This window comes from Paenarthrobacter nitroguajacolicus (assembly GCF_029952445.1).
Lineage (GTDB): Bacteria > Actinomycetota > Actinomycetes > Actinomycetales > Micrococcaceae > Arthrobacter > Arthrobacter nitroguajacolicus_B.
Window position 1 is genome coordinate 31,649 of record NZ_JAQPPK010000019.1, and the last position, 25,958, is coordinate 57,606.

General features: G+C 63.6%; 21 protein-coding genes. 8 read left to right on the top strand and 13 right to left on the bottom strand.

All coding sequences use genetic code 11. The features are described 5' to 3' along the window. Nucleotides 1-61: 61 nt before the first annotated feature. Complete coding sequence (locus PJL15_RS14720; protein ID WP_281451889.1) at nucleotides 62-1,333, bottom strand: MFS transporter; 1,272 nt, start codon at nucleotides 1,331-1,333, stop codon at nucleotides 62-64. A 63-nt stretch (nucleotides 1,334-1,396) separates the two neighbouring features. On the opposite strand from PJL15_RS14720, the gene PJL15_RS14725 reads away from it, so the two are divergent. The 4 genes from PJL15_RS14725 to PJL15_RS14740 all read left to right on the top strand — a co-directional run bounded on the left by PJL15_RS14725 (nucleotide 1,397) and on the right by PJL15_RS14740 (nucleotide 4,958). Continuing rightward, nucleotides 1,397-2,167 (top strand): hypothetical protein, encoded by a 771-nt coding sequence (locus PJL15_RS14725; RefSeq protein ID WP_281451890.1) that lies wholly within the window; start codon nucleotides 1,397-1,399, stop codon nucleotides 2,165-2,167. Nucleotides 2,168-2,197: 30 nt separating this feature from the next. Further along, nucleotides 2,198-2,677 (top strand): Fur family transcriptional regulator, encoded by a 480-nt coding sequence (locus tag PJL15_RS14730; RefSeq protein WP_281451891.1) that lies wholly within the window; start codon nucleotides 2,198-2,200, stop codon nucleotides 2,675-2,677. A 14-nt stretch (nucleotides 2,678-2,691) separates the two neighbouring features. Next, nucleotides 2,692-4,173: a catalase gene (locus PJL15_RS14735; RefSeq protein ID WP_281451892.1), complete on the top strand. Its 1,482-nt coding sequence runs from the start codon at nucleotides 2,692-2,694 to the stop codon at nucleotides 4,171-4,173. Nucleotides 4,174-4,322: 149 nt separating this feature from the next. After that, nucleotides 4,323-4,958 carry a DUF2461 domain-containing protein gene (locus tag PJL15_RS14740; RefSeq protein ID WP_281451893.1) on the top strand — a complete coding sequence of 212 codons (636 nt, stop codon included), beginning with the start codon at nucleotides 4,323-4,325 and terminating at the stop codon, nucleotides 4,956-4,958. A gap of 147 nt (nucleotides 4,959-5,105) precedes the next feature. Here the strand turns inward: PJL15_RS14740 and PJL15_RS14745 are convergent, their stop codons facing one another. The 6 genes from PJL15_RS14745 to PJL15_RS14770 form a co-directional block, all read right to left on the bottom strand. After that, nucleotides 5,106-6,662: an APC family permease gene (locus tag PJL15_RS14745; RefSeq protein WP_281451894.1), complete on the bottom strand. Its 1,557-nt coding sequence runs from the start codon at nucleotides 6,660-6,662 to the stop codon at nucleotides 5,106-5,108. A 165-nt stretch (nucleotides 6,663-6,827) separates the two neighbouring features. After that, the gene (locus PJL15_RS14750; protein ID WP_281451895.1) at nucleotides 6,828-7,244 is read right to left on the bottom strand and encodes a DUF779 domain-containing protein; all 417 of its coding nucleotides are present in this window, start codon (nucleotides 7,242-7,244) and stop codon (nucleotides 6,828-6,830) included. Further along, a complete protein-coding gene (gene adhP, locus PJL15_RS14755; protein ID WP_281451896.1) occupies nucleotides 7,244-8,266 on the bottom strand; it encodes an alcohol dehydrogenase AdhP in 1,023 nt (340 codons plus the stop codon). Before adhP ends, PJL15_RS14750 begins: the two co-directional genes overlap by 1 nt. A 31-nt stretch (nucleotides 8,267-8,297) precedes the next feature. Further along, a complete protein-coding gene (gene exaC, locus PJL15_RS14760) occupies nucleotides 8,298-9,821 on the bottom strand; it encodes an acetaldehyde dehydrogenase ExaC (protein ID WP_281451897.1) in 1,524 nt (507 codons plus the stop codon). 96 nt (nucleotides 9,822-9,917) lie between these two features. After that, nucleotides 9,918-11,261 (bottom strand): helix-turn-helix domain-containing protein, encoded by a 1,344-nt coding sequence (locus PJL15_RS14765; protein ID WP_281451898.1) that lies wholly within the window; start codon nucleotides 11,259-11,261, stop codon nucleotides 9,918-9,920. 161 nt (nucleotides 11,262-11,422) lie between these two features. Next, nucleotides 11,423-12,862 (bottom strand): FAD-dependent oxidoreductase, encoded by a 1,440-nt coding sequence (locus PJL15_RS14770; RefSeq protein ID WP_281451899.1) that lies wholly within the window; start codon nucleotides 12,860-12,862, stop codon nucleotides 11,423-11,425. Between the two features lie 119 nt (nucleotides 12,863-12,981). Here PJL15_RS14770 and rarD point away from each other — a divergent pair, with 119 nt between their 5' ends. Next, nucleotides 12,982-14,052: an EamA family transporter RarD gene (gene rarD, locus PJL15_RS14775; protein ID WP_281451900.1), complete on the top strand. Its 1,071-nt coding sequence runs from the start codon at nucleotides 12,982-12,984 to the stop codon at nucleotides 14,050-14,052. 136 nt (nucleotides 14,053-14,188) lie between these two features. Here rarD and gabT read toward each other — a convergent pair whose 3' ends face one another. Both gabT and PJL15_RS14785 read right to left on the bottom strand, forming a co-directional pair. After that, on the bottom strand, nucleotides 14,189-15,544 hold the full coding sequence (gene gabT, locus PJL15_RS14780) for a 4-aminobutyrate--2-oxoglutarate transaminase (protein ID WP_281451901.1): 1,356 nt from the start codon (nucleotides 15,542-15,544) through the stop codon (nucleotides 14,189-14,191). Between the two features lie 47 nt (nucleotides 15,545-15,591). Continuing rightward, the gene (locus PJL15_RS14785; RefSeq protein WP_281451902.1) at nucleotides 15,592-17,022 is read right to left on the bottom strand and encodes a gamma-aminobutyraldehyde dehydrogenase; all 1,431 of its coding nucleotides are present in this window, start codon (nucleotides 17,020-17,022) and stop codon (nucleotides 15,592-15,594) included. Nucleotides 17,023-17,166: 144 nt separating this feature from the next. On the opposite strand from PJL15_RS14785, the gene PJL15_RS14790 reads away from it, so the two are divergent. The 3 genes from PJL15_RS14790 (at nucleotide 17,167) to PJL15_RS14800 (ending at nucleotide 20,634) form a co-directional block, all read left to right on the top strand. Then, nucleotides 17,167-18,609 carry a PucR family transcriptional regulator gene (locus PJL15_RS14790; RefSeq protein ID WP_281451903.1) on the top strand — a complete coding sequence of 481 codons (1,443 nt, stop codon included), beginning with the start codon at nucleotides 17,167-17,169 and terminating at the stop codon, nucleotides 18,607-18,609. A 64-nt stretch (nucleotides 18,610-18,673) separates the two neighbouring features. Beyond that, the gene (locus PJL15_RS14795; RefSeq protein WP_281451904.1) at nucleotides 18,674-19,957 is read left to right on the top strand and encodes an MFS transporter; all 1,284 of its coding nucleotides are present in this window, start codon (nucleotides 18,674-18,676) and stop codon (nucleotides 19,955-19,957) included. Then, nucleotides 19,954-20,634 carry a FadR/GntR family transcriptional regulator gene (locus tag PJL15_RS14800; protein WP_281451905.1) on the top strand — a complete coding sequence of 227 codons (681 nt, stop codon included), beginning with the start codon at nucleotides 19,954-19,956 and terminating at the stop codon, nucleotides 20,632-20,634. Before PJL15_RS14795 ends, PJL15_RS14800 begins: the two co-directional genes overlap by 4 nt. On the opposite strand, the gene PJL15_RS14805 is transcribed toward PJL15_RS14800, so the two are convergent. The 4 genes from PJL15_RS14805 to PJL15_RS14820 form a co-directional block, all read right to left on the bottom strand. Then, nucleotides 20,619-22,019, bottom strand: coding sequence for an MBL fold metallo-hydrolase (locus PJL15_RS14805; RefSeq protein ID WP_281451906.1), 1,401 nt, complete (start codon nucleotides 22,017-22,019; stop codon nucleotides 20,619-20,621). The genes PJL15_RS14800 and PJL15_RS14805 overlap by 16 nt on opposite strands. Before the next feature lie 81 nt (nucleotides 22,020-22,100). Further along, nucleotides 22,101-23,567: an FAD-dependent oxidoreductase gene (locus PJL15_RS14810; protein ID WP_281451907.1), complete on the bottom strand. Its 1,467-nt coding sequence runs from the start codon at nucleotides 23,565-23,567 to the stop codon at nucleotides 22,101-22,103. A gap of 102 nt (nucleotides 23,568-23,669) precedes the next feature. After that, nucleotides 23,670-24,941 (bottom strand): uroporphyrinogen-III C-methyltransferase, encoded by a 1,272-nt coding sequence (gene cobA / locus PJL15_RS14815; RefSeq protein WP_281451908.1) that lies wholly within the window; start codon nucleotides 24,939-24,941, stop codon nucleotides 23,670-23,672. 103 nt (nucleotides 24,942-25,044) lie between these two features. Then, nucleotides 25,045-25,956 (bottom strand): glutaminase, encoded by a 912-nt coding sequence (locus PJL15_RS14820; protein WP_281451909.1) that lies wholly within the window; start codon nucleotides 25,954-25,956, stop codon nucleotides 25,045-25,047. Nucleotides 25,957-25,958: the final 2 nt, after the last annotated feature.

Here is a 25,958-nt window from a genome sequence, read left to right on the forward strand (position 1 = left end):
GTTTAACGCCGACGCCGGTCCCCATGTTCCGTTACTTGGGTTACGCGGGGTGCCGGGCCGGTCAGGGCACCGGATGCTTGGAATCGTAGGCAACGAAGCCTGGTTGGAGGCGGGATGCGAGCCACGCCAGGACTATGCACAGTATTCCCCCGAGCAGCAGCACACCGCCCTCGCTAAGGAATTTGGTTACTCCACCTGCCAGCATGTCGCCCACACGGGGCCCACCAGCCACCACCACTATGAACACCCCTTGCAGACGTCCACGCAGGTGGTCGGGGGTGGCGGCCTGGAGGATGGTGGTGCGGAAGACAGCGCTCACTGAATCCGAGATACCCGCCAGCGCGCAGCAGAACGCCGCGGGTATGAGCCATAACGTGGTGCCTTGGCGGCCCGAATCACCGGCCAGGAGCACCACGAGGCCGAAACCGGCAATCGAGGCACCCCAACCCATCACCGACCACACCACCGCACTGCCCTGACGCCGGACCCGGCCAAGCGGTCCCGAGAAGAGGCCTGCGAGGAACGCTCCCACAGCCGTTGAGGCGAGCAGAACACCCACTGTGGTTTCGCCTCCGCCGATCATGACCGCCCCAATGGCTGGCATCAGGGCCCGGGGCTGTGCGCAGATCATGGCGATGAGGTCGATGATGAAGGTCATGCGGACGTTGGGCCTGCCGCCCAGGAAACGGAAGCCCTCCACTACCGACCGGAAACCTGGGCGAACGGCGTCCTTGGAGGGCGGCAATGGCGGAAGCCTGAACAGCCCCCAGAGTGCGAAAGTGAAGCTGATGACATCAATGGTGTAGGTCCATCCGAAGCCGATGGTGGCCACGAGCACGCCTGCGAGCAGCGGTCCGGCGGTCATCGAGAGGCCGAACGTCAGCATGCTCAGCGCATTGGCGGCGGGCAACAGCTCCTTGCGGACCAGGAGTGGAATGATGGCGCTCCGGGCCGGGCCGTTGATGCCCTGCGCACCGCTTTGGATGGCTACAAGGGCGTAGAGGACCCAAATGTTGCCGATTTCCAGCCACGCCTGCAGCGCCAGCCCGGCGGTGGTTGCCCACAAGACAAATGAGGCAATCAGAGCTACTTTCCGGCGGTCGTAGGCATCGGAAATTGAGCCGCCGTAGAGGCCCGCGATCACCAGGGGAACCAGCGCGAAGATGCCCAGGAGCCCCACATAGAGGCTCTCCTGGGTGAGCCGGTAGACCTCCAGGCTGACGGCCACCAGGGTCAGCTGCGTCCCAATGGCCGCGACCGATGCGCCCAGCCAAAGCCGGCGAAAAGCCGGACTCTCCCTGAGCGGGGTGATATCTGCCAGTAGTTTCGCCACCGTCCAACCCTAACCAGCGCCACAGCTTGGTAGGCTCACCCCGGGGAAGGAGTTGACACGGCCATGACACGACGATTGCTGTACCGTTCGGGCTTTTGGGAAATTGCCCGGCCACGTCACCCCCTCACTGCCGGGCACGTGGTGATCCGGCTTTCCGATCCCTCCACTGACTTCGCACTCCCGTCGGCAGCGGACTGGCTTTATTGCCACAACCTGGCACGCACAGCCCTTTCAAAAGTCCTTGGCGCCGAGCGGTGCGCCCTCATGTTCGCGCACCAGTGGCACCCATTGGGCGCTGGGCTGGGCGAACCGGTAGCGGAATCGTCAACGCCCACGTTCCACCTTTTTGGGCGTTGGGAAGGAGAAAGCACGACGCCGGGACTCCAGCTTTCGCTGCCCGCCCACCGCCGTGCGGCACTGCCGGAGTCGGAACTGGAGGCGACCGACCAAGCGATTCGTGACGCCCTGCGTCGTGGCCGGCCCGAGGCTGTCCTGGCGTCCGAACCTGCGGCGGAGGCCGCCGTCGAGCCTTCCTTCGACCCGGCCCGGCTGGTACGGACGATCCCTGCGGGGGCTCGCCATACCGTGATGGAGCTTGTCAGGGGCGTGTCCTCAGTCCGGGATGTCCTGCCGTCCGAGCTCCTCGCGATCGCTGCATCCTTGGGCGCGCTGCCATTCTCCCGCGGAGTCAGCGGCTTCAGTTGCATCGCCCTTGAGTCGGGTTCCCCAGGGAGTCCTTTGCGGATCCATGCGCTGGGCCGCTCGGCCGCGGAAGACGTGAACCCGCTGGTGGATCTAATTCGTTCACCGGAAGTTAGCCTTGCCTTATTGTGAACTTGTCAAAATAAGTGTTTGAATGAATGCATGACAGATCACACTGCTGAACAGCAAGCATGGGCTGCGGCCCTGCATGCCCACGGCAGGCGTGTGACCAAGCAGCGGCTGGCAGTACTGGCCGCGGTCCAGCACAATCCGCATTCCCCGGCAGAAGGCATCCTTGCCGCTGCCCGCCAAGAACTTCCTGAACTGACGGCGCAGTCCGTTTACGTAGTACTCAGCGATCTCACGGACCTGCAGATGCTGAACAGGTTTGAACCCCCGCACTCCCCGGCGCTCTATGAGACCCGGGTTGGCGACAACCACCACCACGCCGTCTGCATCAGCTGCAGCAAGGTGGAGGACGTGGACTGCGCAGTGGGACACGCACCGTGCCTCACCCCGCACTGGAATGAAAATTCCAAGCCCATGACCATCCAGATCGCAGACGTCCTCTATCAGGGCATCTGCCAGGACTGCCAGGCCAAACAACAGCTTCCCGTAAACACTTCCGTAACTCAGAAATAGGAAAAAGGAGAACAATGACTGCCATTTCAACAACTCAGTCAGGTGCCCCCGTTACGTCCGACGCGCACTCGAAGTCCGTCGGCGCTGACGGTGCCATCATCCTCACCGACCACTACCTGGTGGAAAAGCTCGCACAGTTCAACCGCGAGCGGGTCCCGGAGCGCGTAGTACACGCAAAGGGTGGCGGCGCTTTTGGTACCTTCAAGACCACCTCTGACGTGTCCGCCTACACCAAGGCCGCCTTCCTGCAGCCGGGCGTCGAGACCGACATGCTGATCCGCTTCTCCTCTGTTGCAGGCGAGAATGGCTCCCCCGACACCTGGCGCGACCCCCGCGGTTTCGCCGTGAAGTTCTACACCTCCGAGGGCAACTACGACCTCGTGGGCAACAACACCCCGGTCTTCTTCATCCGCGACGGCATCAAGTTCCCGGACTTCATCCACTCGCAGAAGCGCCTCCCGGGCAGCCACCTGCGCGACGCCGACATGCAGTGGGACTTCTGGACCCTCTCCCCCGAGTCCGCACACCAGGTCACCTGGCTCATGGGTGACCGCGGGCTGCCGGCATCCTGGCGTGAAATGCAGGGCTACGGCTCGCACACCTACCAGTGGATCAACGCCGCCGGCGAGCGTTTCTGGGTCAAGTACCACTTCAAGTCCAACCAGGGCGTCAAGACCATCACCGGTGACCAGGCTGAAGAGCTGGCCGGTTCGGATGCAGACTTCTACATCCGCGACCTCCAGGAGAACATTGCCGATGGCAACTTCCCGTCGTGGGAGCTGCACGTCCAGGTCATGCCCTACGAGGACGCCAAGACCTACCGCTTCAACCCGTTCGACCTCACCAAGGTGTGGCCGCACTCTGACTACCCGCTGATCCACGTGGGCACCATGGAGCTGAACAAGAACCCGGAGAACTACTTCGCGCAGATCGAGCAGGCCACCTTCGCGCCGTCGAACTTCGTTCCGGGCATCGCTGCTTCCCCGGACAAGATGCTGCAGGCCCGCATCTTCTCCTACGCCGATGCACACCGCTACCGCGTGGGCACCAACCACGCCCAGATCCCGGTGAACCAGCCCAAGAACCAGGTCAACAACTACAGCCAGGATGGACAGGGACGCTTCCTGTTCAACTCCCCCAGCACCCCGGTCTACGCACCGAACTCCGTTGGTGGCCCGGCTGCTGTTGAGCCCACCTCGCCCGCAGGTGGCTGGGAGAACGACGGCGAGCTCACCCTCTCCGCCCACACCCTGCACGCTGAGGACGACGACTTCGGCCAGGCCGGCACGCTGTACCGCGAGGTTTACGACGACGCGGCAAAGGCACGCCTCCTGGACACCATCACCGGTGCCGTTGGCGGCGTGAAGAACGCCGACATCAAGGAACGCGCCATCCAGTACTGGACGAACGTTGACGCCGACCTCGGCTCGAAGCTGCGCGCCAACCTCGGCGCCGGCCAGAGCGAGTCCGACGCCGAAGCAGCCAACAAGCTCTAAGCGTCGTTTGCTTTCAAGCATTCATGGGAACACCCCGCTGCGGATTTACACCGCGGCGGGGTGTTCTTTGTTTTCCACATAGCCGGATGTTTCCACATAGCAGCCCCCAGCTATGGCTGCGCCCGCGTCCGGCTCCCTAGGATCCCTGTATGGACACATTCAAAGGCATCCAGGCCGCCGCCTTCCGCTTCTACGAGGACCTTGAAGAGAACAACAACCGTGAGTGGTGGCTGGAGCATAAAACAACGTACGACGCCGAGGTCAAAGAACCGCTGTCAGCCCTCCTTGCGGAGTTGGAGCCACGGTTCGGGCCGGCAAAGATCTTCCGCCCCAACCGGGACATCAGGTTCTCCCAGGACAAGTCGCCTTACAAGACAGCGCAAGGCGCCTTCGCTGCCACGCAGGAGGGGGTTGGATACTACGTGCAAATCAGCGCTGACGGCCTGTTGATAGGCGGCGGCTACCATTCCCACACTCCGGCACAACTTACCCGTTTCCGGGCAGCAGTGGATGCTCCGGAGAGTGGCCTGAAGCTGCAGGAGATTATCGACGCCGTTGCGGGTGCCGGCTTCGCCATTGAAGGCGAGAAACTCAAGACCGTTCCCCGCGGTTTCGACAAAGACCATCCCCGGGCGGAACTGCTCAAGCACAAGTCGCTGTCGGCGGGTGTCGAAGTCGGCCAACCCGGCTGGTTGTCCACCGCCGCGGCCAAGGACGAGATCGCTTCCCGGTGGGAGGTACTGAGGCCCCTGGTGGAGTGGGTTGGTGAGCACGCGGCGCCGTGAGGGCCAGGCGCTCGAAGTTGCTTTGGATACGGAAGACGCCCGGAAACCAGTGGTTCCCGGGCGCCCTCTCGGCCCAAATGCGGTCAGCTGTCTGACAGGCAGGCAAGGTTTGGCTATCGCACGTGCCTTATCGCACCTGCACGGCGATCAGACCTTCGTGAAGCTGTCTTCGTCCTCGTCGCCGTCGGCTTTGCCGCTTTCGGGAGCACCGTTGACCGAGGCCTTGGCTGAAGCGAACTTCTCGTTGAGCCGTGAGTGGCGCTGGCCGTAGGAGAAGTAGATGACCATGCCGATGACAAGCCAGATCGCGAAGAAGATCCAGGTTTCCACGGCCAGGTTGGTCATGAGGTAAACGCACAGGACTGCGGATACCCACGGGAGGACCTTGCCGAACGGAACGCGGAAGGCGGGCTTGAGGTCGGGACGCTTCTTGCGAAGCACCAGGATGCCCAGGCTGACCATCACGAATGCGGAGAGCGTTCCAATGTTGATCATTTCCTCCAGGAGGTCAACCTTGGTCACGCCCGCCACTACGGCAACAGCAGCACCGCAGATGATCTGCAGACGGGCGGGTGTTGAGCGCTTCTCGCTGGTCTTGGACAGGGAACGCGGCAGCAGCCCGTCCCGGCTCATGGCGAGGACCACGCGGGACAGGCCCATGAGGAGCACCATGATCACCGTCGTCAGGCCCACCAACGAGCCAAAGGCGATGACTTTTGCGGCGTCGGTGTTGCCCACGGCTTCAAAAGCGGTAGTCAGCGTGGGGTTCTTGACCTCGGCCAACTGCGTGTAGGACACCATTCCGGTGAGGGCCAGGGAAACCAGGATGTAGAGCAAAGTCACCAGGGCAAGGCCGCCAAAGATGCCCCGCGGCAGGGTCTTCTGTGGGTTCTTGACCTCTTCAGCGGACGTGGCCACCACGTCAAAGCCGATGAAGGCGAAGAAGACCAGGGCCGCGCCTGCGAAGATGCCGAGGGTTCCGTACTGGGCCGGTGCAGCGCCGGTGAGGAAGCCGAAGAAGGACTGCTTCATGACATCAGCCGCACCCGCGCCGGCGGTCGGTTCTGAAGCAGGAACGAACGGTGTGTAGTTGGAGAACTTCACGTAACTGAAGCCCACCACGATCACGAACAGCACTACGGCGATCTTGATCATCGTGAAGACGTTGCCAACGCGGGCGGACAACTTTGTCCCCAGCACCAGGAGCACGGTGAAGATCGCGACAATCAGGAAGGCGCCCCAGTAGAGGTCAACGCCGAACACACTGACCGATGGCGGCATTTCCACGCCCATCAGGCCAAAGACGGTACTGAGGTAGATCCCCCAGTACTTGGCGATGACCGCGGCGGCCGTGAAGAGTTCAAGGATGAGGTTCCAACCGATGATCCATGCCAGGACCTCGCCCATGGTGGCGTACGTGAACACGTAAGCGGAACCGGCCACAGGGATCGCGGTCGCGAACTCGGCGTAGCACATGATGGCCAGAGCGCAGGTGACTGCGGCGATGGCAAAGGAAAGGGTCACGGCAGGGCCGGCAAAGTTTGCAGCAGCCTTGGCGCCCACCGAGAAGATCCCGGCGCCGACAGCAACGGCGACGCCCATGATCATGAGGTCCCACGTGCTCAGGCTGCGCTTGAGCTTGCGACCAGGTTCGTCGGAATCGGCGATCGACTGCTCAATCGACTTGGTCCTGAAAATGTTCATAAAAATGCCACATTCTGGAGGGGGGTGGTATAGGACTCATCAAGAATAGTGTCCGGCCAATGGACGGCCATATTTATCCCAGATAGTGAGACGACTCCGCAAGTCCCGTTACAGCTGTGGCTGGTGTGACGAAGGCGGGTTACCCCCGTCACACCAGCCAACCCACTAAATGCTTGGCACGTCCCAGTCCATGAGCGTTGAGCGGATCAGGAACCGTTTGCCCTCCGGCGCTTCCACGGAAAAGCCGCTGCCGCGCCCGGCAACAACATCCACGGTCAGGTGCGTGTGGGACCAGTAATTGAACTGTTCCCTGGACATCCAGAACTCCAGGGGCTTTGGCTCGTGATCCGTCCCGAGGTTGAACCGGCCAAGAAGGACATCCGAGTCCCCCGTCAGGAACTCCCCTGCCGGATAGCACATGGGCGCGGAGCCATCGCAGCAGCCTCCGGACTGGTGGAACATGAGGGGCCCGTGCCGCTCCCACAGGGTGCCAAGAAGGTCCACGGAGGCCGCGGTGAGCGCCACCCGGGAGAAATCTTCCCCGGGCAAGGTCACCGCGGCTTCCAATGCAGAGTTGGACATCAGAACTTCAGGACCACTCGGCCGTCGATTTTGGCGTGTTTCATCTCGTCAAAGACCGCGTTGACCTCGGAGAGTTCCCTGGTGGAGACCGTTGGCTTGATCTTTCCCTGGGCGTAGAACTCCAGTGCTTCCTCAAGGTCCTGACGTGTTCCCACAATCGAACCTCGGACTGTGAGGCCTTTGAGGACAATCTCGAAGATCGGCGCCGGGAAGTCACCCGGCGGCAATCCGTTGAACACAATGGTTCCGCCGCGACGTGCCATGCCGATCGCTTGGCCGAAGGCCGAGGGATGGACCGCGGTGACCAGGACACCATGGCAGCCGCCCGTTTCCCGTTGGATCACCTCAGCCGGATCCTCATGCAGTGCATTGACCGTGAGCTCCGCGCCGTGTTCGCGGGCCAGCGCCAACTTGTCGTCAGCGATGTCCACCGCTGCCACGCGAAGGCCCATTGCCACCGCGTACTGCACCGCGATATGTCCCAGGCCACCGATACCGGAGATGGTGACCCATTGTCCGGGCTTGGCCTCGGTCATCTTCAGGCCTTTGTAGACCGTAACGCCGGCACACAGCACCGGCGCGACTTCTACTGGGTCTGAACCTGCCGGAATACGGGCAGCAAAGCGCGTGTCCACCAGCATGTACTCGCCGAAGGAACCATCCACGCTGTAGCCACCGTTCTGCTGTGACTCGCACAGGGTTTCCCACCCGGTCCGGCAATATTGGCAGTCTCCACAGGCGGACCAGAGCCACGCATTGCCCACGAGGTCACCCACCGCAACGTCGGTGACCCCCTCGCCCAAAGCCACCACTTCGCCCACCCCTTCATGCCCGGGAACGAAAGGAGGTGTGGGCTTGACCGGCCAGTCGCCTTCGGCGGCGTGGAGGTCGGTATGACAGACCCCCGAGGTAATGAGGCGGACCAGCGCCTGGCCGGGACCCGGCGTCGGGCGTTCTACGTCCATGACCTTCAGGTCGGTTCCGAATTCCGTAACTACTGCTGCTTGCATGGTGTTGGACATTGACGATCTCCTTTGATCTGTTCAAAAACTCCTAGAAGAAGCCGAGCTTGTTCTCGTTGTAGCTGACCAGGAGGTTCTTGGTCTGCTGGTAGTGGTCCAGCATCATGGCGTGGTTTTCACGGCCAATGCCTGAGGACTTGTAGCCACCGAAGGCGGCTCCTGCCGGGTAGGCGTGGTAGTTGTTGACCCACACGCGGCCGGCCTGGATTTCCCGGCCTGCGCGGTAGGCGACATTTCCGTTGCGTGACCAGACGCCGGCGCCAAGCCCGTAAAGGGTGTCGTTGGCGATCCCGATGGCGTCGTTGTAGTCACTGAACTTGGTGACGGACACTACGGGCCCGAAGATCTCCTCCTGGAAGATCCGCATCCGGTTGTGGCCTTCGAAGATCGTGGGCTGGACGTAGTAGCCGCCTGCGAGGTCGCCGGACAGCTCGGCCCGCGCTCCACCGGTCAGGACCTTGGCGCCTTCCTGCTTTCCGATGTCGATGTAGGACAGGATCTTCTCCAACTGGTCGTTGGACGCCTGGGCGCCGACCTGGGTGTCCGTGTCCAGGGGGTTGCCCTGGATGATCTTGTTGGTGCGGGCCGTGACGTCGGCCATGAAGGAGTCGTAGATGCCTTCCTGGACCAGTGCGCGGGACGGGCAGGTGCAGACTTCGCCTTGGTTGAAGGCGAAAAGCGTGAAGCCTTCCTGGGCTTTGTCGTAGAAAGCGTCATTCTGGTCGGCGACGTCGTCGAAGAAGATGTTCGGGCTCTTCCCGCCAAGTTCCAGGGTGACAGGAATGAGGTTGTTGGAAGCGTACTGGCTGATCAAGCGGCCCGTAGTGGTCTCACCGGTGAAGGCGATCTTGCGGATACGGGGGCTGGAAGCCAACGGCTTGCCGGCTTCCACGCCGAAACCGTTGACCACGTTCACCACACCGGCGGGCAGGAGGTCGCCGATGAGTTCCATGAGGACCAGGATGGAGGTCGGCGTCTGCTCGGCCGGCTTTAGCACAACCGCATTGCCGGCGGCGAGCGCCGGTGCAAGCTTCCACACTGCCATGAGGATGGGGAAGTTCCACGGAATGATCTGGCCAACAACGCCCAGCGGCTCCTTGAAGTGGTACGCGGTGGTGTCCTCGTCCAGCTGGGACAGGTGGCCTTCCTGCGCACGCACGGCCGAGGCGAAGTAGCGGAAGTGGTCGGCGGCCAGCGGGATGTCGGCGTTGAGGGTTTCGCGGACAGGCTTGCCGTTGTCCCAGGTCTCGGCGACGGCCAGGAGCTCAACGTTCTCGTCGATGCGGTCGGCGATCTTGTTCAGGATGGCAGCACGTTCGGTGGCGGACGTCTTCCCCCAGGACGGCGCTACCTTGTGGGCGGCGTCCAGGGCCAGCTCAATGTCCTCGGACGTACCCCGGGCAACTTCGCAGAACGGCTTGCCCGTGACGGGGGTGATGTTCTCAAAGTAGGCGCCCTTGACCGGGGCAACCCATTCGCCGCCGATCCAGTTCTCGTAGCGGTCCTTGAAAGTGACCTTCGAACCTTCGGCACCCGGCTGTGCATAAACGGTCATTGCTAGCTCCTTTGCTGCGAATCACGGTGGCTGTCGCCATTGATTCGAGACTAGGAGCGGGGAGGTTGCAGCTACGTTGCAACGGTGTGAGTCAGCTCACGCTTTCAGCTCAACGTCGATCCGTTCAAGGTCGGCCACGACGGCGGCCCGCCTGGGTGAGCGGGGCGGCAGCAGCTTCAGGACGGCAAGGCGGAGCTCGATGTCGTACTTCGCCTCAGGCAGTTCCGCGTACTTGAGTAGCGAATCAACGCTGCCGTCGCTGAGCAGCGCCTCGCGCAACAAATGCGAAACCCGCTCACGCAACTCCACGACGCCGGGCGCCTCCGACCGCGGCAAAAGCGCACCTTTGTAGATTTCCAGGGCAATGCGATGGGCACCGCGCTGCAGGCAGCTCAGCACCTGGCCCGAATCCGGGAGCAGCTCCACGGGCAGCCGGTACGGACGTGACTCGGGGACTGCGTCGGGGCTGAGCTCCTGGATGACCTTGCGGAGGCGTACCATCTCCGCCCGGAGCGTCACGGAAGATCCGTCGCCGGGGTAGAGCTGGGCACAGAGGTCGTCGGCGCTGAGACCGTCCGGATGGTTGCCCAGGATGGCCAGGATCTCGCTGTGCCGTGCCGATAGGGAGACCGTCCGGCCATCGATGCTCAACAAAGCCTGGTCGCGGCCCAGCAACTGCAGGCTGTTGCGGTACAAAGCGTGGCTGGAAGCGGCGGCCGTGCTCCGTCGTCGTGGTTTTTCCCGAACGACGGCGGCGAGCTGCAACCGTTCGATGCGTAACTGCGCCTGTGCGGCGGCGACCGTTGCCTCCACCAGGGACAAGGTGTGCGGGGCCACTGCCGTTTCGGTGCCGGTGATGTCGACGACGCCCAGCACCGCGCCGGAATCGGGATCGTGGAAGGGAACTGCGGTGCAGCTCCAGGGGTGGACGGAGCGTTTGAAATGCTCGGCACCGGAAATCTGGATGCTGCGATCCAGTGCCAAGGCCGTACCCGGGGCGCTGGTGCCAACGGAGGCTTCGGACCAATCGGCGCCGGCCACGAACATCATGCCTTCGGCCCGCCGTTGCATTACGGGATCGCCATCAACCCACAAAAGCCGCCCGACGTCGTCGCCCACTGCCACCAGCAATCCGCTGTCATGGCTGGGTTGCACCAGCAGTTTCCTGATCACGGGCATGATGGTTGCCAAGGGGTGCTGCCGGCGGTAGTCCTCCAGCTCGTCCCGATCCATGGCCAGGGGCGCTTCGGGGACGTCGGGATTGGCCTTCAGGCTGGCCGAACGCTGCCAGGACTCGTGGACCAGGCGGCGAAGGCCGGAGATCTCCCCGGTGGTTCCAGGGCGCCATGCCTCCAAATGTTCGTGGCCGGCCAAGGCATGCTTCTGAAGCAGCTCCGCGGCGTCAGCGCCTGGAACCACTGGATGGATTGGCTTCCTCACAAGAACTCCCTGGGTACTGTGCGTTCGTGGGCGTCAGCGCGTTTCGGGCGTCAGTGCGTTTCGGCGTCACAGTACCGAGAAGTCTAGTTCGCAAGATGGAGTTTTTGTACAGCTGACGGCCCTAAGGCGGCCGAATAAGCGCATTGGCTGTACAAAAACTCTCAGCCGCGGGAGATCCGGATCATTTCCTCGCGCGGAACAACCTTGATGCGTTCGCGGACCACGCCGTTCGGGTTTTCCCCGGAAGCCGACCACGCCGTGCCAAGCCCTGCTTCGTGGGCGTCCAGGCGATTCCAGCCTTCCCACGTGGTGTATTCGACGCCGCGTTCTTCCAGGAGGTCGATGATCGCCTGCGGGTCCGGGTTCTCGGCCGGGGGCAGGGCGAGCCGGTCTTCGAGGAGGCAGCCAATGGTCTCCAGGGCATCGCCCTTGGTGTGACCAATCAACCCCACCGGTCCACGCTTGATCCAGCCCGTGGCATAGATTCCCGGTACGGGTTCGCCGTCGGCACCCAGGACGCGACCGCCGTCGTTCGGTATGACACCGCGGCGGGCGTCGTACGGCAGCTCCTCCAGCGGGGACCCGTGGTAGCCAATTGCCCGGTACACCGACTGGACCGGGTATTCGATGAACTCGCCGGTTCCCTTGACGTTCCCAGTGCCGTCCAGCTGCATGCGCTCGAACTTGATCCCGGAAACCTTGCCCGGTGTTTCCGGCGAGTCCACGATCTCCACCGGGCTGTGCAGGAAGTGCAGGTGCAGTCGGCGGGAGGACGGCTGCTCGGCTTCAGCGTGCTCCTCCACCAGCCAGTTGGTCATGGTGTTCACCATGGTCTTGATCTGGTTGTTGGAGCGGATGGCCTCGTCCGAGGCTTCGTCGAATTCGAAGTCCTCCGGGTAAAGCACGATGTCCACGTCCTTGCAGTGCGACAGTTCGCGCAACTCCAGCGGCGTGAACTTCACCTGGGCGGGACCCCGGCGGCCGAACACGTGGACATCCGTAACAGGAGAGTTCTTGAGGCCGGCATAGACGTTGTCCGGGATCTCGGTGACCAACAGCTCTTCGGGGTGCTTGACCAGCATGCGCGCAACGTCCAAGGCCACGTTGCCGTTGCCGATCACCGCGATTTCCTTGGCGTCCAGCGGCCATTCGCGGGGAACGTCCGGATGTCCGTCGTACCAGGAGACAAAGTCCGCTCCGCCAAAGGACCCTTCCAGGCCGATGCCCGGAATGTTCAGGTCTGCGTCCTTGATGGCCCCGGTGGAGAAGATCACGGCGTCATAGAAGGCACGGAAATCGTGGAGGGTCAGGTCCCTGCCATAGGTGACGTTGCCCAGGAAACGGATATCCCCACGGTCCAGCACCTTATGGAGCGCGTTCACGATGCCCTTGATGCGCGGATGGTCCGGGGCCACGCCGTAGCGAATCAGTCCGTAGGGCGCGGGATAGGCCTCAAAGAGGTCGATGCTCACTTCAACATGCCCGTCTTTGACCTCGTTGGACTTGGTCAGGATATCCGCGGCGTAAACACCGGCAGGACCTGCGCCGACGATAGCGACGCGAAGCGGACGATTGGGGGTGGTTGCGGCTGAGTTGGACACCGTGAGCCCTTCCGAAGCAGTGAGCCACGCCGCTGTTTGGGGGCGCGCAGACTTCAATTCTAGGTGCCGACCCTACGCCCGGCCGCTTATATGGCAGGAGTCACAGAAATTCACAAAGATTGCGGAATATTGCGGGGATGGTTGGTGTTGGCGACAATGTGTCGACTCCGGAACAGATCATCTCAGGCTCCCCTTCAAACCAGCCAACGACGGCGGCACCCGGGAGCGGAGGCAAAGCCACCGGCGGCTCCGGCAAACCGGTGCGAAGCGAGTCGACGGCGGGAATCCTGTTCGGCATCGGCGCTTACGGCTTGTGGGGCCTGCTTCCCCTGTACTTCTTCGTCCTGATGCCCGCCGGGGCGATCGAAATAGTCGCCAACCGGATTGTGTGGTCCCTGCTGTTCTGCGCACTGCTGATCACCATCACCAGGTCCTGGCGGGTTTTCGGGGCTGCCTTGAAGGACCGCAGCGTGTTCGGTCCCCTGGCCTTGGCCGCGGGCCTGATCGCCATCAACTGGCTTACCTACACCTTCGGTGTCACCACCGGCCATGCCGTGGAGACCTCCTTGGGGTACTTCATCAACCCGCTGGTCTCGGTTCTCCTGGGTGTTTTTGTCCTCAAGGAGAAACTGCGTCCCTTGCAATGGACAGCCGTGGGAATTGGCTTCGTTGCCGTGGGCGTCCTGACGTTCTCCTACGGTCAGCTCCCGTGGATCGCCCTGATTCTGGCGTTCAGCTTTGGCCTCTACGGTTTCGTGAAGAAGCGAGTTGGCCCCAAAGTCGATGCCCTGACGAGCCTCAGTGTTGAGACCATGGTGCTGGCACCCTTCGCGGCCATCACGATGGTGGTCCTGGGCGTGATGGGCGCGGAAACCCTCACGACGCTGGGCGCGGGGCACTTCTGGTTGCTGGTGGCCTCCGGCGTCATCACGGCCGTGCCGCTGCTCTTCTTCGGCGCCTCCGCCCGCCGCCTGCCGATGACCACCATCGGGCTGCTCCAGTACTTCGCCCCTATCCTGCAGTTCGTTGTGGCGCTGCTGGTGTTCCACGAAACCATGACCACGGCCCGCTGGATCGGCTTCTGCGTAGTCTGGCTCGCGCTGGTCCTCCTGACCATCGACATGCTGCGGACCACCCGGAAGAACTCGGTGCTGAAGAAGAAGGCCCGGCTGGCCGCCGTCGAGCCTTAATACCGCAACGCGGGGTCACTTATGGCCCATGTTGGGCGTCAACATGGGCCATAAGTGACCCCGCGTTGCTTTAAAGGCAAGAGGAGGGCCGGGGTTTTGAAACCCCGGCCCTCCCTTTGTTTTCACAGCGTGGGTGCTACGCGTGCGCCTTGATGGCCGCAGCGAGGACCTCGAGGCCGTCGACCAGCAGCTCGTCGCTGATGACCAGCGGCGGGAGCAGGCGGATCACGTTGCCGTACGTGCCACAGGTCAGGATGATGACGCCTTCGGCGAGGCAAGCAGCGGCAACGGCTTTGGTGAGTTCGGCGTTGGGTTCCTTGGAGCCGGGCTGGACCAGCTCGATGGCCAGCATGGCGCCACGGCCACGGACGTCACCAACTACCGAAACTTCCTCAGCCAGTTCGCGGAGCTTGCCCAGGGCGAGTTCCTCGATGTGGCGGGCGCGGCCGTTGAGGTCGTGCTGTTCCATGGTGTCGATCGCGGCGAGTGCTGCTGCGCAAGCAACCGGGTTGCCACCGTAGGTGCCGCCAAGGCCGCCCGGGTGGACGGCGTCGAGCAGGTCCGCGCGGCCGGTGATCGCAGAGAGCGGCAGGCCGCCGGCGATGCCCTTGGCCATGGTGATGATGTCCGGGACAACACCTTCGTGATCGACGGCGAACCACTCACCGGTGCGGCAGAAGCCGGACTGGACCTCGTCGGCGATGAAGACAATGCCCTTTTCCTTGGCCCAGGCGGACAATGCCGGGAGGAAGCCTTCGGCCGGGACGATGAAGCCGCCCTCGCCCTGGATGGGTTCGATGATGATCGCGGCAACCTGGTCGCCACCGATCTGCTTCTCGATCATGGTGATGGCGCGCTTGGCGGCCTCTGCACCGGTGATCTCCGGGTTCTCTTCACGGAACGGGTAGCTCATGGGCATGCGGTAGACCTCGGGCGCGAACGGGCCGAAGTTGGTCTTGTACGGCATGGCCTTGGCGGTCAGTGCCATGGTCAGGTTGGTGCGGCCGTGGTAGGCGTGGTCGAAGGCAACCACGGCGTCGCGGCCGGTGGCCAGGCGTGCAACCTTGACGGCGTTCTCCACGGCTTCTGCGCCGGAGTTGAACAGCACGGTGCGCTTGGCGTGGTCGCCCGGGGTGAGGCGGTTGAGCTGCTCGGCAACTGCGACGTAACCCTCGTACGGGGTCACCATGAAGCAGGTGTGGGTGAAGTGCGCGGCAGCTTCCTGGACAGCGGCGACGACGGCGGGATCGGACGCGCCGACGCTGGTCACGGCGATGCCGGAGCCGAGGTCGATGAAGGAGTTGCCGTCGACGTCGCGGATGATGCCGCCGTCGGCGTCTTCAACGTAAACGGGAACGCCCGAGGCGACGCCGGCAGCTACGACGGCGGAGCGGCGCTCGGCCAGTGCCTGCGACTTGGGGCCGGGGAAGGCGCCGTTGATGTTGCGCTTCTGCTCGATGCGGTACGAGAGTTCGTTCGCGGTGGTGGTCATGAGGGGTTTGCCTTTCTAAAAAACGGGGAAATTCTTACGCGACTGAGCTATGCATCCAATGCACTCATCACGTGCTTGATGCGCGTGTAGTCCTCGACGCCGTACATGGAGAGGTCCTTGCCGTAGCCGGACTGCTTGAAGCCACCGTGCGGCATCTCTGCCGTGAGGAGGATGTGGGTGTTGATCCAGACCGCACCAAAGTCCAGGTCGCGGCTCATGCGCATGGCCGTGCCGTGGTCGGTGGTCCAGACGCTGGACGCCAAGGCGTACTCGACGTCGTTGGCCAGCTCGAGCGCTTCTTCTTCGGTGCTGAACTTCTGGACGGTGATGACCGGGCCGAAGGTTTCCTTCTGCACGATGTCGTCGCTCTGCTTGGCGCCGGAGATGATGGTGGGCTCGAAGAAGAAGCCCTTCTCGCCGGCGCGGTGGCCGCCGGTTTCGATCTTGCAGTTCGCCGGGAGGTGCTCCACCACGGAGGTGACGGCGTTGAAGTGGTTCACGTTGTTCAGAGGGCCGAAGTAGTTGTCTTCGTCGTTCTGCGAACCGGTGTGCAGGGTCTTGGTGTGCTCAACCATGGCTGCCACGACGTCGTCGTGGACCGAGTCCTCGATCAGGACGCGGGTGATGGCGGTGCAGTCCTGGCCGGCATTGAAGAAGGCGAACTCGGCGATGGCCGCTGCGCTCTTCTTGATGTCGGCGTCCTTGAAGACGATGGCCGGAGCCTTCCCGCCAAGTTCCAGGTGGGCACGCTTGAGGCCCTTGGCCGCGCCGCTTGCCACGGCGATGCCTGCGCGGACGGAACCTGTGATGGAGACCAGTCCGGGGACCTCGTGGTCAACCATCATGGCGCCGGTTTCGCCGGTGCCGAGAACCACGTTCAGGACGCCGGCCGGGAAGATTTCACCAGCCAGGCGGGCCAGCACCAAGGTGGACTCGGGGGTGGTGTCCGAGGGCTTCAGAACGACGGTGTTGCCGGCTGCCAGGGCGGGGCCGATCTTCCAGATGGCCATGAGGAACGGGTAGTTCCACGGCGCGACCTGGGCTACGACGCCAATGGGTTCGCGGCGCACGTAGGAGGTGTGGCCTTCGAAGTATTCGCCTGCGGACTTGCCTTCCATGATGCGTGCGGCACCGGCGAAGAAGCGGAGCTGGTCTGCGCCGGCTGCCACTTCCTCGGAAGCGATCAGGGAGCGGACCTGTCCGGTGTTACGGTGCTGTGCTTCGACGAGTTCGTCGCTGTTGGCTTCCACGGCGTCGGCAAGCTTGAGCAGCATGAGCTGGCGCTGGGCCGGGGTGGCCTTCTTCCATGACTTGAAGGCCTCGTTTGCCGCGGTCATGGCAGCATCCACGTCGGCCTGCACCGAAATGGGAGACTTGGCAACGATTTCCCCTGTTGCGGGATTCACGATGTCCAGGAGACCCGTGCCTGCCGGCGTAACGAATTCGCCATTGATGAAGTTCTGCAAGGTTTGAACCACGGTGTGCAACCCTCTTTCGGTGTCTGGGCTTGGGTTTAGCTGATCAGAGCCTATGCCAGGGAGGGGGTCCAAGGAATAGTCAGCTGCACACACAAGCGCACCCCGCTTAGTGCGCTTGACCAGCGCCGGGTTACGCTTTTAAGCATGGCCCTGTCCCTCGCTTCGCTCGTCGCTGTCCCCTCCCTGAAACTCCGTCAATCCGGCTTGGCCGAGACCACCTGGAACCAGGACATCAGTTGGGTTGCAGTGACCGAACTGGAAGACCCGCAACGCTTCCTCAGCGGCGGAGAGCTGGTCCTCACCACAGGCCTGCGCCTCAAGAGCGCCGCCGACCAGCGGCGCTTCGTACGCCAGGTACAGCGCGCCGGTGCCGTGGGGATCGGTTTCGGCATCGGCCTCACGCACGAGACCGTTCCGGAAGCCTTGATCGCCGAGGCCAACCGCTGGGGCCTGCCGCTGGTGGAAGTGCCCTACGAGATACCCTTCATTGCCATCGGCAAACTGGTGGCCGAGTCCCACTCCGCAGACCACTACTCCAATCTGGAACGCCTCCTCGCCGGCCACCAGATCCTGGCCCGTTCGCTCCTCACCGGTGGCGGCCTCAATGAGCTCCTCAAACAACTGGGCAGCATGCTGCGCACCGATGTGGTGCTCACCCAGTTCAGCGCACAGCTCTACAACAGCGTGCCCGGGAAACCGGCCCCGACGGCGGATGGCTGGGCTTCGTACCCGATTCCGACGGGCCGCAGGGACGCCTGCACGCTCTGGCTGCGGCAGCCTTTCATCGATTCCGGCATTGTCAGTTACGCGCAGAACCTCATCAGCGTGGAGCTCAACAACATGGTCAAGCAGCGCCAGTCCCAGCGCGCCATGGCAGGCCAGGTGTTGGACGACGTCATCCACGGAACACTGGAAACCATCGAAGCCGCCCGACGCCTGGCAGGGGTGGGCATCAACAGCACCCGCAAGAACGTTGTGCTGGTTGCTGAATCCACGGCGCACCACAAACAACTGGTCAGCATTTCCCTTCCCCAGTCGCTGGAAGCCGGCGTCAGCGCCGTCGTCGGGAAGGACTTGGTGACGGTGGTGAACGACGACGGCAGTTCCGCCGCCGCCCTGGCAAAAAGCCTCAGCGACCACCTGCAGGAGGCCGGAATCCACGCCGTGATCGGCATCGGCGGCGCGTACACGAAGCCGAACGGGTTGCGCTGGAGCTACTTTGAAGCGCGCGACGCCGCGGCGCACGGTTTGCCGGTCAACGAGCCTGAACGACTGAGCCTGACGTCGTTGCTGCTCGCCAGCGAGGACGTTCCGCTGGCAGACATGGCCAGCGAATCCCTGACCCCGCTCCGGAAGTTCGACGCCGCCCACGGGGCTGAACTTGTGGCCACCCTGGAAAGCTACCTCAACCACAATGGCTCGGTGGCCGCGGTAGCCGAGGCCCTCACCCTGCACAGGAACACGGTGCGGTACCGCCTGGCCCAGATCACCGAGCTCACCGGCTACGATCCGTCGCAGACCCAGGACCGGGTCCAGTTGTGGCTGGCGTTGGCGGTCCAGCGGCTAGGGTCCAGAAACCCCCGCTAGCAGCCGGCGGAGAGGTTCGCCACAAAAGTGTAGACATTAGACGTCAAACGTCTAACCTTTAGACATGGCGTCGACTCCCCTCACCCCCAGCACAGGAAACATCCCCACCATTTCCACCGCCCAGGCCTCTTCCGTCCAGGCGGGCAGCCAGACGGCCCCCAAGACGCGGGTCGTCGCCGTCGTCGGCATCATTGCGGTAGTCCTCATCGGCCTGAACCTGCGCGCCGGTATCACCAGCGCCGCAGCGCTGTTCCACGAGCTGCAGCAAGTGCTCGGGTACGGGGCGCTGGTGGCGTCCATCCTGCCGTCCATCCCGCTGCTGTGCTTCGCCGTCGCCGGCATGGGAACATCCTGGCTTACACGCCGCGTGGGTGTGGAGAAAGCCATTGCCATCGCCTTGGCACTGCTGGCGGCTGGACTGCTGGTCCGTGGGGTGCCGGTCACCGGGGCCCTCCTCGGCGGCACCGTCCTTGCGATGTCCGGCCTGGCTGTGTGCAACGTGGCCATGCCGTCGTTCATCCGTGAGCACTATGCGGACCGTACCTCCATGATGACCGGCCTCTATACCTTCACCATGTCCGGTGGCGCCACCTTTGCCGCAGCAGTCAGCGTCCCCATGGCCCAGCAGCTCGGCTCGCCCTCCATGGGCCTTGCGGCGTGGGGCCTTCTGGGCGTCGCAGCCCTCCTGGGCTTCCTGCCCGTGGTCCTGCACAGCCACCGCAACTCTGCCAAGATGGAGCGCCCCAGGGTTTCCATGTGGCCGCTGCTGCGTACCCGCCTGGGCATCCTGATCACGGCGATCTTCACCTTCCAGGCTTTCCTCGCCTATGCCGTGATGAGCTGGTTCGCTTACATCCTCACGTCCCAGGGCCTCAGCGCTTCAGAGAGTGGGCTCCAGTTCGGCGTGATGCAGCTGGTTTCCGTTGCTGCCGGAATGATCCTGCTCGCCCTCGGCTCCCGTCCAGGCATGCTCCGCCCCGCCCTTTACCTTGCCAGTAGCTCCACCCTGGTGGCCATCGCCGCCATGCTGTGGCTGCCGACGTCGCTGGCCGTTGTTCCAGCCGTGCTGTTCGGCTTTGGTTTGGGAATCTTCCCGCTGGTTTTGGTGATCATCAGCCGCAGCGGCGGCTCGACGGCGGAAACCACCGCGCTCTCCACTATCGCCCAATCGCTGGGATACTTGATTGCGGCAATCGGCCCGTTCGGGATGGGGCTGCTCCACAGCGCCACCGGGGGCTGGGTGTTGCCCATGAGCCTGCTGTCCATCGTGGCGGTGGCCCTCATGGTCACTTGCCACCTGCTCACCAGCAAACGCACCGCCACCAAGACCGCACCGAGGACAGCATGACCCTGACGCCTTCGCACCGCCCGGCCCTCGCCGAGGAGATCACCGCCAAGTTGCGGGACATGATCAAGTCAGGCGAGTGGCCGCTCCAGGAACGCATTCCTGCCGAGCCCGAGCTCATGTCCACGCTTGGCGTATCCCGTGGGACGTTGCGCGAGGCCATCAAGGCACTGGCACACTCCGGGATGCTGGAAGTCCGCCGAGGAGACGGCACGTATGTGCGGGCCAACAGTGAAATGTCCGGCGCCGCCCAACGCATGTACCTGGAGCACACCCAGGAGCACATTGTGGAAGTGCGGCTGGGCTTGGATACCCAGGCAGCCCGCCTTGCGACGAAGCACGCGACGGCGGACGACATCGCCGAGATGCGCCGCCTCCTGGCACTGCGCCACGATGCCTGGCTGGCCGAGGACTACCCAACATGGGCACGGGCGGACTGGGATTTCCACGAATGCGTTGCCTCGGCGTCAGGCAATCCCCTGCTGCACCAGCTGTACGCTTCGTTTGGCGGGGTCTTCCACAACGACCTCCTCCGCCAGCAACGCAAGGGCGGCTTCAACGGGATTCCACGCGAAGGCCACGATGAACTGGTGGACGCGTTGGAAGCACACGATCCCGATGCCGCGGTCCGCAGCGTGTACCGGAATCTGGATTACTGCTCGGATCAGGGCCCGCGGTAACCCGTCAGCTGCGGCGTGGTTTCAATCCCTGCTCCGGCCGCATCCTTGAACCGGGCATCGACCAGCACTACATCCCGCCCGGACCGATCCAGGAGGCTTGCCGCGACACTCGCCCGATACCCCGTGGCACAGTGCACCCAGATCCTGGCATCCGGCAGCTCCGTCATCTTCCCCAGCAGCTCATAAACGGGCACATTGAGGGCGCCCACCACATGGGAGGCCTCGAATTCTTCCGGCCTACGGACGTCCAACACCACGTCCTGGGGCATCCTCTCTTTCCTGAGCATGCCCCAGTCACCGTACGGGTAGCTGGCTTGGGGAACCCCGGGCGCCAGCGCGCCAACAGGCACACCACGTTGAGGTCCGACGGCGGCATCCGGACTATCGATGCCGATCCTCGCCAAGTCGCGGATCGCCTTTTCCACGTCATCCTGTGATCCGAGGAGTGTCAGTGGCTGGTTCCACGGGATCACCCAGCCCAGGTAGCTGGTGAAGTTGTCGCCCTTTCCGTACTCGAAGCTCACGCTTCCCTGCAGATGGCTGTCCGCGAAGGCCACGCGATGACGCAGATCCACCACCCACTCCCCCGTTTCCAGTCGCCGCCCCAGCTCTTCGGCGTCCACGGAGCCGGGCACGTCCAATGGCGCTTGCCCTGGGCCCGCAGCATTGAGTGGGCTCATGTGGGCGTAGTACGCGGGGTAGGCGGTGATGTTCGCCAGCAGCTCGGCGACAAAGTGGTCCTCGCTGGGATCCGTGAGCGCGTGGTTGGACAACGCCTGTTCGGCCAAAGTCGAGGAGTGCGCACGGCTCGCGGGGCCGATGGAACAGAAGGATCCGAAGCCATGCGTCGGGTAGAGCTCTGCCTCAGGCGCTGCGGCATGCACCAGGCGACGCACGGAAGAATACTGGTCGTGGGCCAGCTTCGCGGTGTCGGCCGGTGAGACCAGGTCCGTCCGCCCTACTGAGCCGTAGAGCAAGCTGCCGCCGGAAAACACAGCTTCACGGCCGGCGTCGTGCGTGTCATCGCGCACCACGTACGAAAGGTGCGTGTGGGTGTGGCCCGGAGTAGCGACCACGCGCACCGAGAGGCGTCCCACAAGAAAGACGTCCCCGTCCGAGACAGGCGTGCGCTCAAATGAGACGTGGTCCGCGGCGTTCACCAGATACCCGGCGTTGTGGGCTTCAGCCAGGATCAAGCCCCCGGTGAGGTAGTCGTTGTGGAGGTGGGTTTCGGCAACATGCGTGATCCGGACGCCGGCCTCGCGGGCAGCAGCTTCCACGCGGTCAATGTCACGCTGGGTGTCTATCACCAACGCCACCGTGCCATCGTGGACCAAGTAGCTCCGGTCCCCCAACTGGGGAGTTTCGATGACCACGACGTCCATACCCCCACCTTAAAACAACGCGGGGTCACTTAGGGCCCATCCGGAAGCTCCGAATGGGCCAAAAGTGACCCCGCGTTGGTCCTAGACCTGGGCGGATACGCCGTCGCGGGAGATGTTGACCATGTCCTCGCGCGGCACAACCTTGACGCGTTCGCGCTTGACTTCAACACCGTGCGAGCCGCCGGCTTCGGTGGCTGCTGCACCAAGTGCGAGCTCGTGGGCGTCCAGGGCCAGCCAGCCTTCCCAGCTGGTGAACTTCACGCCGCGGCCGTCGAGCAAATCCACGACGGCGTCTGCCGCAGGAACCTCGGCCAGCGGCAGGTTTTCGCGGTCTTCCAGAAGGTACGTGACGGTTTCCAGGGCATCGCCCTTGGTGTGGCCGATGAGGCCAATCGGGCCACGCTTGATCCAGCCCGTCGCGTAGAGGCCCGGCACGTGCTGGCCGTCGGCGTCCAGGACGCGGCCGCCGTCGTTCGTTACCACGCCCTTCTTGTGGTCGAACTCGACGTCCGGCAGGGCAGAACCGAAGTAGCCGATGGCGCGGTACACGGCCTGGACCGGGTAGTCGATGAACTCGCCGGTGCCGCGGGCGTTGCCCGTGCCGTCCAGTTCAGTGCGCTCGAACTTGATGCCGGCAACCTTGCCCGGAGTCTCGGCCGAGTCAACGATTTCCACCGGGCTGTGCAGGAAGTGCAGGTGCAGGCGGCGGGAAGCCGTGAGCTCGGAGAGGTCCTCGGGCTGCTCGGCGATCCAGTTGGTGAGCGTGCCAACCATGGTCTTGATCTGGTTGTTCGTCTGGATCTGGCGGTCGGACTCTTCGTCGAATTCGAAGTCCTCGGCGTAGAGGATGATGTCCACGTCCTTGGAGTGCGAGAGTTCGCGCAGTTCCAACGGGGTGAACTTCACCTGGGCCGGTCCACGGCGGCCGAACACGTGCACATCCGTGACCGGGGAGTTCTTCAGGCCGGCGTAGACGTTGTCCGGGATTTCGGTGACCAGGAGGTCATCGGCGTGCTTGGACAGCATACGTGCCACGTCCAGCGCCACGTTGCCGTTGCCCAGGACGGCGATTTCCTTGGCATCCAGCGGCCACTCGCGCGGAACATCCGGGTGTCCGTCGAACCATGAGACGAAGTCCGCGCCGCCGAAGGAGCCTTCGAGCTCGATGCCCGGGATGTTCAGGTCCGCGTCCTTGATGGCGCCGGTTGCGAAGATGATGGCGTCGTAGTGCTTCCGGAGGTCCTCGATGGAGATGTCCGTGCCGTAGTCCACGTTGCCGAAGAAGCGGATGTCGCCGCGGTCCAGCACCTTGTGCAGGGCGTTCACGATGCCCTTGATGCGGGGGTGGTCCGGGGCAACGCCGTAACGGATCAGGCCGTACGGTGCCGGGTAGCGGTCAAAGAGGTCGATGCTGACGTTGAGTTCGCCGCTTTTGACGGCTTCGCTCTTGGTCAGGATGTCCGCTGCGTACACGCCGGCCGGGCCGGAGCCGATGACGGCGACGCGAAGCGGACGGTCCGCAGAACCTACGGGAGTGCTAATTGACACGGCTGTGTTCCTTCTTCTGTTCAGTCCTCCCAACTGAGTAACAGTAAACGTCGTTTTGAGGGCTCATAACGACGTTATCTGCTACTTAGTTGGGCCGGGGGCTTAGTTACTGCGGACGCGGGGACGGTTGGGGGTAATGGTGCTGTAGTCAGCGGTCTTGAAATGCTGCGGGGCGAACGGGCTGACGCGGACCACATCGCCGATCACGATCACCGCCGGATTCGCCACGCCCACGGCTTCCGCCTGGTCCGCGATGGTCTCCAAGGTGCCGATCGTGACGCGCTGATCCGGCAAATACCCGTTTTCTACGATACCCACTGGAGTGTCCAAAGGCAGACCCGAGCCCGCCAAGGCCGCCGCGGAATCGCGCAATTGCGCCACTCCCATGAGCAACACCACAGTGTGGTCGGGGCGTGCGGGCACTTCGGACAGCTCTTCGTGGCCGGTCACCACGCTGAAGCCCTTGGCCAGGCCCCGGTGCGTCACCGGGATGCCGGCCGCCGCAGGAACCGAGATCGCGGACGTCACGCCGGACACCACTTCAACCTCGACGCCGTTCTGCCGGCAGAACTCTGCTTCCTCGCCGCCGCGACCCAGGACATAGGGGTCGCCGCCTTTGAGGCGGACCACACGGTTTCCCTGGAGGGCCTCCTCCACGAGGATGCGGTTTATCTCAAGCTGGGGCACTGGATGGTGGCCGGGCGTCTTGCCTACTTCGATCACGCGGACGTCCGGGGCAAGCTCGTTGAGCAGCTCGCGCGGGCCAAGTCGGTCTGCAACCACGACGTCGGCCTGGCCGAGCAAGCGCCTGCCGCGGACGGTGATGAGTCCCGAGTCGCCAGGACCGCCACCTACCAGGGCGACGGAACCAATGGAACCTGCGCTCTCCGCTCTACGGTGCCGGCGAAGAGGAAGGTCACCTGTTTCGAGCGCGGTGGCAACGGCGTTCCGGAGCGCCATGGCGCGGCGCGGGTCTCCCCCGGCGTTGATGGCGATCTTGACGTCATCCACCACGGCAACTGCTGGAGTCCAGGCCGCTGAAGCTTCGTGGTCGGAGGCGTTGACGCACCAGATGCGTTGCGCCTCGGCGTCGGCCGCCACCTGGGTGTCCACAGCGGAAGCGCCCGTGGCTGTCTGGACGAACCAGACGCCGTCGAGGTCGGACGTGCGGTACTCGCGGGGCTCCCAGGTGAGGAGGCCGGAAGCTGCGAGTCCGCGAAGGTTCTCGGTGGCAACGGGAGCGACCACGGTTACTTTCGCACCGGCGTCGAGCAGTCCCTTGGCGCGGCGCTCCGCGACGGGTCCGCCGCCCACAACCAGCACCGGGCGGCCGAGCAGCCGCAGCGCAGTGGGGTAAATGTCCTGTATTGCCATGAAAAAACTGTAGGGCGGCGCCGTAATATGCTTCAAAGGCTCGGAAACACCCGGTAACGCTGGGTAATCCGGCGTCACAAAAGGCTTCACATCTGCTGGCCGGCTAGAAGACCGACCACCCAGTGCGCGTGGTGAATTCGTCCAGGGCGGCCACACCCGCCACCGAATTCCCTGAACGGCCCAGCCCCGGGCTCCACACGCTGATGGCGCACCTGTTGGGGACCACGGCCACAATTCCGCCGCCCACCCCGCTCTTGCCCGGAAGTCCCACGCGGTACGCAAACTCTCCGGCGGCGTCGTACGTTCCGCATGTGAGCATTACCGCGTTGATCCTCTTGGTCTGCGCTGGCGACAACAGCAGGTTGCCGTCCGCCCCCAAACCATTGGAAGCAAGGAACCGGGTTGCGAGCGCCAGGTCTTCGCAGGTCATGGCCAGGGCGCATTGCTTGGCATAGGAATCCAGGACGTCCTCCACCGGGTTCTCCAGATTGCCGCAGCTTGCCAGGAAGTGCGCCAAGGAGGCATTGCGGTGGCTGTTGTCCAACTCCGAGGACGCCACCCGGTGGTCGGTGTCGACGCCGGCGTTGGACGTTTCCTGCCGCATCAGGTCCCGGACAGCATGCGCTGCGTTGCCGGTGATACTGAGGAGCCTGTCCGTCACCACAATGGCTCCGGCGTTGATGAAGGGGTTCCGGGGAATCCCGTCCTCGCTTTCCAACTGGACCAGGGAATTGAACGGATTGCCCGAGGGCTCCCGGAAAACGCGCTTCCAGATGCCATCTCCGTCGTACGCCAGCACCAAGGCCAGCGCGAAAACCTTGGAGATGCTTTGGATGGAAAATTCCACGTGGGCATCCCCGGCCGAGTAGACCTCGCCGTCCCGGGTGACCAGCGATATCCCGAATTGGTACGGGTCCACGGCCCCCAGTTGGGGGATGTAGTCGGCCACGTTTCCCTGGCCAACCTGCAGCTGAACGGCCCCGACGATGTCGTCGAGGAGGTTTTGGATATCCACGG